The sequence below is a fragment of the Bartonella sp. B39 genome (genome assembly GCF_053795145.1).
Genome location: NZ_CP200036.1, coordinates 447,436 through 458,831 on the forward strand (window position 1 = coordinate 447,436; position 11,396 = coordinate 458,831).

At 37.2% G+C, this 11,396-nt stretch carries 7 protein-coding genes; all 7 read left to right on the forward strand.

Going from position 1 to position 11,396, the window contains the following annotated elements:
* The first annotated feature begins 5 nt into the window (after window positions 1-5).
* The 7 genes from V4P57_RS01980 to V4P57_RS02010 all read left to right on the forward strand — a co-directional run bounded on the left by V4P57_RS01980 (window position 6) and on the right by V4P57_RS02010 (window position 10,916).
* Window positions 6-1,991: a heme lyase CcmF/NrfE family subunit gene (locus V4P57_RS01980; protein ID WP_455466531.1), complete on the forward strand. Its 1,986-nt coding sequence runs from the start codon at window positions 6-8 to the stop codon at window positions 1,989-1,991.
* Window positions 1,988-2,470: a cytochrome c-type biogenesis protein gene (locus V4P57_RS01985; protein WP_455466532.1), complete on the forward strand. Its 483-nt coding sequence runs from the start codon at window positions 1,988-1,990 to the stop codon at window positions 2,468-2,470. Before V4P57_RS01980 ends, V4P57_RS01985 begins: the two co-directional genes overlap by 4 nt.
* A 162-nt stretch (window positions 2,471-2,632) precedes the next feature.
* A complete protein-coding gene (locus V4P57_RS01990; protein WP_455466533.1) occupies window positions 2,633-4,144 on the forward strand; it encodes a Do family serine endopeptidase in 1,512 nt (503 codons plus the stop codon).
* Window positions 4,145-4,224: 80 nt separating this feature from the next.
* Window positions 4,225-4,911 carry a winged helix-turn-helix domain-containing protein gene (locus V4P57_RS01995; protein ID WP_455466534.1) on the forward strand — a complete coding sequence of 229 codons (687 nt, stop codon included), beginning with the start codon at window positions 4,225-4,227 and terminating at the stop codon, window positions 4,909-4,911.
* Window positions 4,908-6,290: a sensor histidine kinase gene (locus V4P57_RS02000; protein ID WP_455466535.1), complete on the forward strand. Its 1,383-nt coding sequence runs from the start codon at window positions 4,908-4,910 to the stop codon at window positions 6,288-6,290. The genes V4P57_RS01995 and V4P57_RS02000 overlap by 4 nt, the downstream gene beginning before the upstream one ends.
* Window positions 6,291-6,390: 100 nt before the next feature.
* The gene (locus V4P57_RS02005) at window positions 6,391-9,315 is read left to right on the forward strand and encodes a bifunctional [glutamine synthetase] adenylyltransferase/[glutamine synthetase]-adenylyl-L-tyrosine phosphorylase (RefSeq protein WP_455466536.1); all 2,925 of its coding nucleotides are present in this window, start codon (window positions 6,391-6,393) and stop codon (window positions 9,313-9,315) included.
* Window positions 9,316-10,088: 773 nt separating this feature from the next.
* Window positions 10,089-10,916, forward strand: coding sequence for an outer membrane protein (locus V4P57_RS02010; protein WP_455466537.1), 828 nt, complete (start codon window positions 10,089-10,091; stop codon window positions 10,914-10,916).
* Window positions 10,917-11,396 lie beyond the last annotated feature (480 nt).

The following is an 11,396-nucleotide window of genomic DNA, read 5'->3' on the forward strand; positions in this document are numbered from 1 at the left end:
CGATCGTGCTCGTTGAACTGGGTCATATTTTTTTAGTTGCAGCCTTTGCAGTGAGTTTATTAGGAGCATTTTTGCCTGCTTTAGGTGTTTGGTGGAAAGAGCGTTCGTTGATGCAAACGGTAGTTCCCCTAACATATATTACTTTTGCATTATTACTCTTATCTTTTTTGATTATTGTTCATGCCTATATCGTATCTGATTTTTCTGTTTTGAATGTTGTTGAGAATTCTCATTCGGAAAAACCCATGCTATATAAAATCACGGGGGTTTGGGGGAATCACGAGGGGTCCATGTTGTTATGGGTTTTAAGTCTCGCTTTTTTTAGTGCATTGATGGCGTTGTTTAGTCAACATTTGCCAGAACAGTTTAAAGCACTCATTTTAATATGCCAAAGTTGGATTACAAGCGCTTTTCTTTTGTTTATTCTTTTTATGTCCAACCCGTTTTTACGTGTTAATCCACCGGCATTGCAGGGAAATGATCTCAATCCTCTTTTACAAGATATCGCATTAGCAATTCATCCACCACTTCTTTATTTAGGCTATGTTGGTTTTTCGCTTTGTTTTTCTTTTGCAATAGCAGCATTGATTATGGGACATGTTGATAGGGTTTGGGCGCGTTGGGTTCGTCCCTGGCTTCTCCTTTCTTGGTGCTTTTTAACATTGGGTATTACGGTTGGATCCTATTGGGCTTATTATGAGTTGGGATGGGGAGGGTATTGGTTTTGGGATCCAGTTGAAAATGTTTCATTTATGCCTTGGCTTTCAGGTACAGCCCTTTTGCATTCTGCTCTTGTTCTTGAAAAGCGGGAAACATTGAAAAGTTGGACTTTATTTTTAGCACTTCTAACTTTTTCTCTTTCTCTTATGGGAACTTTTCTTGTTCGTTCGGGCCTTTTAACATCTATTCATAGTTTTGCTGTTGATCCAGCACGAGGGCAAGCAATTCTTGCACTTCTATTCTGTTTCACGGGGGGAGCTTTTCTTCTCTTTGGATTGCGCATACCTGTTTTCAAAACAGGGAGATTATTTCAGCCAATTTCGCGTGAAGGTTTTATTGTTTTAAATAATTTGTTGCTTACAACAATAACAGCGACAGTATTAATTGGTACACTCTACCCTTACTTTATTGAGTCATTCACTGGACAAAGAATTTCTGTAGGTGCTGCTTTTTTTAACCTTACTTGTGGGCCTTTAATGGTGTTATTGTTGCTGTTGGTTCCGTTTGGATCAATGATAGCATGGAAACGCGGTGATTTTTTCGCAGTTTTTGAGCGGTTATGGTTTGTTTTTGCATTAGTTTGTGCAGTTTTTTTTATAACATTTTATGCAACATCTTTTCGCGATATTTTTGCAGCTTTAGGAGTGGGGCTTTCAGCTTTTGTTTTTGTAGCCAGTTTAGCTGATCTTTGGGGAAAGAGTGGTCATCGAAAGATGGCTTTGTCAGTGAGGGTCAAGAGATTTATTGGATTACCATGGTCCGCTTTTGGTGCTGCAATGGCGCATATGGGGTTAGGTGTGACATTACTTGGTATTACTTGTGTTGCAACTTTCACACAAGAACGTATTCTAACCATGCATATAGGAGATATGGTAACGATAGCGGGTAAAACTCTTCATTTGGATGAAGTGCGCGATGGCGCTGGCCTGAATTATTCTGCAATGGAGTTTCATTTTACAATATATGAAAATAAAAATGCTGTGCGCAATGTAATAGCTTCAAAGCGGTTCTATTCAAGCCAAAATACCTCAACAACGGAAGTTGGTATTCAAAATCATGGTTTATCTCAGTTATATATTGTGCCAGGACATATAGATGATCAGGGGCTTGTTGTGCATATATGGTGGAAGCCTTACGTGATTTGTGTTTGGTTAGGGGCTTTGATGATGGCTATGGGCGGATGTCTTTCTCTTTTTGGGTATTGGTTCCGTATTGAGTTGCATCGACGTATAGCCTCCTGCTTTAAATTTGTTGAAAAGGCATTGAGATGAAAAATGGACTGTTTTTGGCTTTACTTTTTTTTATTGCTTTTTTTTCTCTGTCGTTAGCGATAGCCGTGGAGCCAGATGAAATTTTACAGGATAAAGCTTTGGAATCGCGTGCACGTGAGATTTCATCATATTTGCGTTGTCCAGTTTGCCAAAATCAAACAATTGATGATTCAGATACTTCACTAGCACGTGATTTACGGCTTTTGATCCGCAAAAGACTGAAAATGGGGGAGAGCAATCAGCAGGTGATTGATTTTCTTGTTGAGCGATATGGTGTATTTATTCTCTTGAAACCACCATTTAATAAAACAACGTGTTTTTTATGGTTATCGCCTTTTATCATTATCATCATGAGCGCAAGCACCATCTTTTTCCGGATAAGACGGTACAGATACGAAAAAATAATTACTTTAAATACTGATAAAAAAACAGTCCAAAATACCGTTGGGTTAAAAGAGATATTACATAAAGAAAAATGAGGTCGTTGAAATGAGTCACTCAGCTTTATTGATAATTATGCATTATTGTGACCTTAAATCTTACAAAACTTTAATAATTTAGACAGAAAACGGTAATGTCTAGTGTTTTATAAGTGATCGGAATCTGGATAAAAAATATGACTGAATAGGAGTATATACCAAATGGTTAAAAAAACTTTCTTCACAACATTAGCGGCAGTAAGTTTTTCTGTTGTCTTAGAAACTGCATTGTTTTTTAGTGGAAGTGGATCAAGCTTATGGACGACAGAGGTTCGTGCAAATTCCGTATCTACTTCGTTAGGGCAACAGCAGGGATTTGCAAATATTGTTTCTCAAGTAAAACCTGCTGTTGTTTCAGTGCAAGTGAAGAGCAATAAAAGGAGAAAAGATCGGTTTTTTAGTGAATTTTTTAGTGGTCCAGGGCTTGACCAATTGCCAGATCAGCATCCGTTAAAAAGGTTTTTTGAAGAATTTTATGATCGTGATAGGTCTAAAAATAAGCCTTTGACACGTTCGCATAGGTTTCGTCCTATAGCTTTTGGATCGGGTTTTTTTATTTCATCTGATGGTTATATCGTAACTAATGATCACGTAATTTCTGATGGCACAAGTTACACTGTGGTTCTTGACGATGGTACAGAAGTGAATGCAAAGCTCATTGGAACGGATAAGCGAACCGACCTTGCAGTCTTGAAGGTAGATGAAAAAAGAAAATTCCCCTATGTTGATTTTGGTGATGATTTAAAGCTGCGTGTTGGTGATTGGGTTGTTGCTATCGGTAATCCATTTGGTCTTGGTGGAACTGTAACAGCAGGTATTGTTTCTGCACGTGGCCGTGAGATTGGCGCTGATATTTATGATGATTTTATTCAAATTGATGCTGCTGTTAATCGAGGAAATTCTGGCGGTCCAACTTTTGATCTTAATGGAAAGGTTGTTGGGGTTAATACAGCAATTTTTTCTCCTTCTGGAGGAAATGTTGGGATTGCTTTTGCTATTCCGGCAGCGACAGCCAAACAGGTTGTAAAACAACTTATCGAAAAAGGTTCAGTTCAGCGTGGTTGGTTGGGGGTGCAGATTCAGCCTGTAACGAAAGATATTGCTGACTCTGTAGGTTTGAAAGAGGCTAAAGGCGCTTTAGTAGCTGATCCGTCAAAGGGACCAGCAGAAAAAGCTGGTATTAAGGCAGGTGATGTGATTATTTCAGTGAATAGTGAAAAAGTTAATGATGTTCGTGATTTAGCGAAGCGTATTGCAAGTATGAGTCCAGGAGAGACGGTGACGTTGGGTGTCTGGAGAACGAGTAAAGAGGAAAATATAAAGGTTAAACTTGCTTCAATGCCTGAAAATGTAGGTAAGCAAGAGGGTTCAAAATATTCAGATCAACGCAGTGATTCAGATGAAACATTAGAAGATTATGGTTTGATTGTAGCGCCTTCTGATGATGGTTTAGGATTGGTTGTCACTGATGTAGATTCAGATTCAGATGCTGCGGATAAAGGAATACAACCAGGTGATGTGATTGTGACAGTAAATAATAAATCTATTAAAAAGGCCTCTGATATTACTGATGCAATCAAAAATGCGCAAAAGCTAGGGCGGCCAGCGATACTCCTACAAGTGCGAACAAAGGATCAAAATCGTTTTGTTCCTCTGCCGGTTTTCAAAAAATAATATCTTTTTAATGGTAGGATAGGAGTTTTGTAGACTTCTATCCTACAACACGATTTAATAAAATAACGGAGATGCGTTTTATGAAGATACTCGTTATCGAAGATGATCATGAGACGGGGCGTTATCTCGAAAAAGCTTTTGGGGAAGCAGGGCACTCAGTTGATGTTGCGTATGATGGGGATACGGGATATGTTCTAGCCGAAACGGAAAATTATGACGTTATGGTTGTTGATCGGATGCTTTTGCATCGTGATGGTCTCTCTATTATTACTGAATTACGTTCTAAAGGCAACGAAACACCAGTTCTTATCCTTTCAGCTTTAGGGCAAGTGAATGATCGCGTGATGGGTTTACGTGCAGGGGGTGATGATTATTTAACAAAGCCTTATGCTTTTTCTGAGCTTCTTGCTCGTGTTGAAGTATTGCAACGGAGGAAAAATCCTAAAGAAGCAGAAACTGTTTATTACGTAGGCAATCTTGAACTTGATAGGCTAGCACATACAGTGAAACGGGGTGATAGAAATATCGTATTGCAACCACGAGAGTTTCGTTTACTTGAATATTTAATGCGGTATACTGGGCAGGTTGTCACACGCACTATGCTTTTAGAAAATGTTTGGGATTACCACTTTGATCCACAAACAAATGTCATTGACGTTCATATATCCCGTTTAAGAGCAAAAATTGAAAAAGATTTTGATGTCCCACTTCTTCATACAGTGCGTGGAGCTGGTTACATGTTGAAAGCACCAGATAAAAAAAGATGAATCGTTTGATCAATATAATGCGCACAACTGCGCTAAGACTTTCAGCACTTTATATTTTACTGTTTGGGTTAGTTGCAACAGGGCTTTCTATTTATATAACGGCATTTTCTATTTCATTGTTAACCGAACAAACCGAACAGGCTTTGCGTGAAGAGTTAAAACGTATCGAAAATGCTTATAACTACGGTGGATTACCTTTATTGATACGCACGATTGATTATCGTTCACGACAACCAGGAGCTTTTCTTTATCTTGTTACTGATCCTATGGGGCGTATTTTAGCGGGCAATGTTGCGCGTATTGAATTAGGTATTTTGAATCAAAATGGTTTTCATTCGAATTCTTTTTTGTATTCACGTTTTGGAGAACATGGAAAAACAAGTAAACATCATGCTTTGGCAATTATTGTTGATTTACCCAATGCTATGAAGATTCTTGTGGGGCGGGATTTGGATGAACCAGAACGTTTTGCAGCAGTTATTCGTAAAGCAGTCATGATTGCTCTTGCAGCAATGGTTGGTGGTGCTTTACTTATATGGTTTTTCGTTGGTAGGCGTGCATTGCAAAGGATTGACCATGTGACGGCTGCATCACAGCGCTTGATGGATGGAGATTTTAGTGGGCGTTTACCTGTTTCTGGGGTAGGGGATGAATTTGATCGCTTGTCTGCTAATCTTAATGTTATGTTAGATCGCATTGAAGAATTAAATATTGGTTTGCGTCAAGTCTCGGATAACATTGCTCATGATCTTAAAACACCGCTGACGCGTCTTAGAAATCGTGCTGAAGAAGCACTTTCGGGGCAAAAGACAGAGTTTGAATATCGACAGGCACTCGATGGCGTTATTGCTGAATCAGATCAACTTATTCGCACTTTTAATGCTATTTTAATGATTTCACGCATTGAAGCCAGCAAGGCAATTGAGCATCTTGAGGTTATGAATGTGAAACTGATCCTTGAAGATGCCGTTGAGCTTTATGAACCTTTTGCTGAAGAATCGGGTATTCTGCTTCGATTAGGAGATACATTTGATAAAGAGCTCAAGTTGAATCGTGAGCTTATTGCACAATCAATTTTTAACCTTATTGATAATGCGATTAAATATGCGCCCAAAGATGGAAGGAAGGCAGAAATTTGCTTATCGATGGAATATCGTGGTGAACATTTGTTGGTTGTCGTTAGCGATAATGGTCCAGGAATTGCAGTAGATAAACGTGAAAAAGTAACAGAACGATTTGTTCGCCTTGAAGAAAGTCGTACACAGCCAGGTTTTGGTATTGGGTTAAGTATAGCAAAAGCTGTTATGAAATTGCACGGGGGAGAATTATTGCTTGAAAATGCAAATCCAGGGCTTAGGGCTGTTTTATTATTTCCTTGAATTTAGCCTTAATTCATTATTTGATTTTAATACCGATGACTATTTTTCTTTGTAGCATAATGCATAGAAAAAGGGCAAAACGCCTTTCAAGGGAGTGCAGATGAAAAATGCTTTTTTAAAAACACAGCTTCTCCCTTTATGTCCCCTTGATGAGAGTGGTTCTCAATGGTTAAAAGACATGGAAGAACAAGCGAGGAAAGAAAATTTAGAACCGCTTGTTTCTTATATTTCAGACAAGGGAAAACAAATTGATTTCATAAGTGCGGTCATGACCTTATCGCCTTTTTTACGTGAGGTTTTAATCGCTAATCCATCCTATCTCAGTCCCTTATTGAATATTGATATAGAAACAAGACTGAGCGAAATTATAGATGATATTGCACTTATTGATAAGAATGAATCTATGCATGAAACGTCATTGATGGCGGCTTTAAGACACAAAAAACGGGAAGCACATATTCTCATCGCTTTAGCTGATTTGAGTGGTGTTTTTACTTACGAAATTTCATGCGCTTGGTTGACGCGTTTGGGCGAAGTGATATTAGGCGTAGCTCTCCGTTTTCTTTTGAGAGAAGCACATGATCACGGTAAGATAAGTTTATCGAGTCGTGATGATCCAGAAAAAGACAGTGGTTTAATCATTTTAGGAATGGGAAAATTAGGAGCAGGAGAACTTAATTATTCTTCTGATATTGATCTTATTGTTTTCATTGATGAGACATCACCGCATATTGGGAATCTTTCTGAAAGTATCGATGTATTCTCTAAAATGGTACGTCGATTAATCCGTATCATTCAAGAACGTACTGCGGAGGGATATGTTTTCCGTCTTGATTTTCGGCTTCGACCAGATCCAAGTTCAACTCCTTTGGCTTTACCGGTAAGGACTGCGTTGCGTTATTATGAGGGACGTGGGCAAAATTGGGAAAGAGCTGCTATGATTAAAGCACGTCCAGTCGCTGGCGATAAAAGAGCAGGATTCAACTTTCTCAAAGAGATTTTTCCTTATGTGTGGCGGAAATATTTAGATTATGCTGCGATTGCTGATATTCATTCGATCAAACGTCAAATCCATGCGTATAAAAATTATGGTCAAATTGCTGCTTATGGTCATAATGTAAAGTTGGGACGGGGAGGTATTCGTGAGATTGAGTTTTTCGTCCAGACACAACAACTTATTGCTGGTGGGCGCTTTCCTCAATTACGTGGACGTCAGACAGTTGCAATGCTAACAGAACTTCAAACGCTTGGTTGGATCAGTGAGAAAACAAGAAATAGTCTTGTAAAAAGTTATGCTTTTTTACGAAATGTGGAACACCGTATTCAGATGCTTGCAGATGAACAAACGCATCTTCTTCCAAATGATGTTTTGCAATTTACCAGTGTCGCATATTTGATGGGTTATCAAGAGAGAAGAAGCTTTATCCGTGATTTGTTAAAAACACTCCGAGTCGTTGAAAAACATTATGCGGCGCTGTTTGAGAATGAACAAGAGCTTGGTTTAGAAATTGGCAATTTAGTTTTTACAGGAGAAGAAGATGATCCAGAGACATTAATAACGTTAAGTCGTTTAGGTTTTGAAAGAGCAAGTGATATTTGTCGTATTATGCGCACACTTCATTGTGGGCGTTATAAAGCAACGCAATCTGCAGAGGCGCGTGAGAGATTAACGGAATTAACCCCAGCTCTTTTGAAAGCTTTTGGTGCGACAAAACGGGCTGATGAAGTGATGTTATGTTTTGATAGTTTTTTACAAGGTTTACCTTCAGGAATTCAGCTTTTTAGCTTATTACAATCTAATCCCTCTCTTTTGGATATGTTGGTGCTTATCATGGGAGCTGCTCCACGTCTTGCGGAAATTATTACACGTAAACCACATGTTTTTGACGGAATGTTAGATCCAACTATTTTTTCAGAATTACCAACGAAAACTTATCTAGAAAAACGGCTTGAGTGTTTTCTTAAAGGTATAACTTCTTATGAAGAAATTCTGGATCACTTAAGGGTTTTTGCTGATGAGCAACGTTTTTTGATTGGTATTCGAATTTTAAATGGTGCAATTACGGGAGAAAGAGCAGGTTTTGCGTTTACCGCACTTGCTGATATTATGATTGCAAAAACATTTGCTGCGGTTCAAAAAGAATTTTCAAGTCTTCATGGAAGTATTAAAGGAGGACGTGTTGGAATACTGGGTATGGGAAAGCTTGGAAGCCATGAATTAACGGCTGGTTCAGATGTTGATCTTATTTTGCTTTATGAACATGATGAGGATGCAGAAATATCTGATGGAGAAAAACCTCTCTATATCCCTCAATATTATACCCGTTTGACACAGCGTTTGGTTGCAGCTTTATCTACTCTAACAAGCCAAGGTATTCTTTATGCTGTTGATTTAAGATTGCGACCATTAGGAAATAAAGGGCCTGTTGCTGTTTCTTTTCAATTTTTTAAAAAATATTATCGCAAAGAAGCGTGGATATGGGAACATCTAGCTTTAACACGGGCACGGGGCATTGCAGGGGATCCTGATTTTTTACAAAAGTTAGAAAAAGAAGTGTGTGAGATTATTTCTTTTCCTCGTAATAAGAAGGATGTGGCGAAAGCAGTATGTGAAATGCGTACTTTGATTGCAAAAGAAAAACCCCCGGAGAATCGATGGGATTTGAAAACAATGCCTGGTGGTATCATGGACTTAGAGTTTATTGCCCAATTCGCTCTTATTACGCATGTGATTGTATTTCAAATTGGGGCGACTACAGCGGATATTTTAGCCCAGTTACCAAACAGTTTTCTTAATCAGTCGTTTATTTCTGATTTACACCATGCCTATAGACTCTATACAAATTTAAGCCAAATTATACGGCTTTGCTTAAATGCTTCCATCAAATCTCATGATATGCCACCTGGATTAAGTGATCTTTTGTTGAGGTGTGTTGGAGAGCCTGATTTGCTTCGTGTCGAAAAATTACTTGAGGAAACTGAGCAATCAGTATGTTCAGCTTTTACATGTGTAATGAAATATTGAGTATCTTATAATAATTTTATGGAATCATTTTGTATGATTGTTAGATAAAATATAAGAGACTAATATATCAATATAGATAGTATACAATAGGAAAATATTGAATAATATAAAATAAACATTGTAAAATAAATAATTTATTGAAAATAATTTTCTGTCTTTTTTATATTTTATTTAAGTATGGATTTTAAGAGAATAAACAGCAAAACTTATTTGTATTTCCTCTCTTACACTGGTTTTGATGTCTTTTATGCTAAAATTAGTTCATTCTAAGTGTTGTTGTTCATGCAGAAAATTTGAAAAAGCTTTTTTCTGCCTTTTAGTGGATAGCACTCTTTATCAGTTTTTCTTAGTTAATGTGTATCCATGATTCATCATTCACCTAATTATAGAAAAGCATATTAAATCATATACATTCATAAGCCCAGAGATGCTACAAAATTTCACACAGACTGTAGTTATGTATGCTTTTAACACATGAATAACGGAAATATATTGAGCAAAGGAGGATAACAAGCTTTACTGACTACGTAAGAAAATCTTATTTCCTCTTTAGTAATTGGTATTATGATTACATGCCTACTGCTGCGCAATGATGAGAGATAAAACAAGTACAGTCTAGAAAATTTTAGAAATTATCATAAATTTTTATTATAATATTTTTAAATATAAATTTTATTTATTATGTAATTGTATCATTTTTACTACAGATTTTTTGAAAAAAATATGAAAAAACTTAATTATTAGTTGTCACATTAGCTTTTAGGGGAGCAATTATGGCTACAAAATACTTAATTACAGCGTCTATTTTTTCTTTAACTTTAGTTTCTGCAGTACAAGCAGCGGATTTTACTATACCAGAACATCCCGTGCCTATTGTTACGGTTCCAGCGTTTTCTTGGGAGGGGTTTTACTTTGGAGGCCAAATTGGTGGTTTTTCAAGTAAGGTTAATTCAAGTTATTTAAGAGATCAGAGTGTAGGGAAGTGGATTCCAATTAGGAAGGAGTTGTTGCCTAAACTTTCTGGTTTTGTAGGTGGTGTGTATGCAGGTTACAATGTTGATGTCGATAATGGCTTTATTATAGGTATTGATACGGATGTAATGTGGTCTTATAAAAAGGACACAAAAGATATTAAGTCGCCAAAGAAGGACAAAACCGCCGTCGTATCAAAAGAGCTCAGAAAAACGGGTTCAATAGAAAATCTTATGGAAGATGATAGGGTGATGCCTGGCCAAGTTGTGCATCATACTTTAAAACAAAAATGGTTTGGTGCTGCGCGCGTGCGAATTGGTTTTTCTGCTGATCATATAATGCCTTATGTTGCAGGAGGCATTGCTTATACGCAGCTTCGAAATATTTATGAGATGACAGACGATACAACAAGTAGAGCGGTTATTTCTCATGATTTGCAGCATGATGAGAAAAAAAAGATGATTGGTTATACCATTGGAGGTGGTATTGATTTTGCAATGACTGATAATTTTATTGTACGTGCAGAATATCGTTACTCAGATTATGGTAAGAAGAAATTAGCAAATGAAAAGGTGGAAATTAACTACAAAACGAATGATTTTCGTGTTGGTGTAGCGTACAAATTTTAATTTGTTGCAAGTTTGAATTTTTAAAGAGCCCCATTTTTGAATGGGGCTCTTATTTTTTCAAATATATATTATGAAACATTCTTTTTTAAGAGAGAAGTTATCCTGTTTGGAGTACCTTTGGTGGGACTCATTTTTCTGTTCTCTCAGGAATTTGTTTTGTTTTCATTGTTATAAATGCTTTGTTTAGATGGAAGAAAATGCAGCAATATTTGCTCATTTTAGCTTTTAGCAAGTGTAAAAAGTAGCCACTTGCGTGTTATAAGAAGGATCGGTGTAAGGATAAAGCCTGTTTTAGAACGTGTTGAATAAAATTTTATAAATCATCTTAATCTAAGATTTGTGGCAATATGAGGGGACAGAAAAAGGCAATGATAGTATTGGTTTATTACTCCATGAATGTAAGAAATCGTTGTATCAATAGTTCTTCCATATAGCATTGCAGATGTTATGAAGGAGGGAGTTTAGGGAAAGATAAGATTT

Coding starts and splice junctions, on each gene's coding strand:
- V4P57_RS01985 (WP_455466532.1), top strand. CDS start 1,988: ATGAAAAATGGACTGTTTTTGGCTTTACTTTTTTTTATTGCTTTTTTT.
- V4P57_RS01995 (WP_455466534.1), top strand. CDS start 4,225: ATGAAGATACTCGTTATCGAAGATGATCATGAGACGGGGCGTTATCTC.
- V4P57_RS02010 (WP_455466537.1), top strand. CDS start 10,089: ATGGCTACAAAATACTTAATTACAGCGTCTATTTTTTCTTTAACTTTA.
- V4P57_RS02005 (WP_455466536.1), top strand. CDS start 6,391: ATGAAAAATGCTTTTTTAAAAACACAGCTTCTCCCTTTATGTCCCCTT.
- V4P57_RS01990 (WP_455466533.1), top strand. CDS start 2,633: ATGGTTAAAAAAACTTTCTTCACAACATTAGCGGCAGTAAGTTTTTCT.
- V4P57_RS02000 (WP_455466535.1), top strand. CDS start 4,908: ATGAATCGTTTGATCAATATAATGCGCACAACTGCGCTAAGACTTTCA.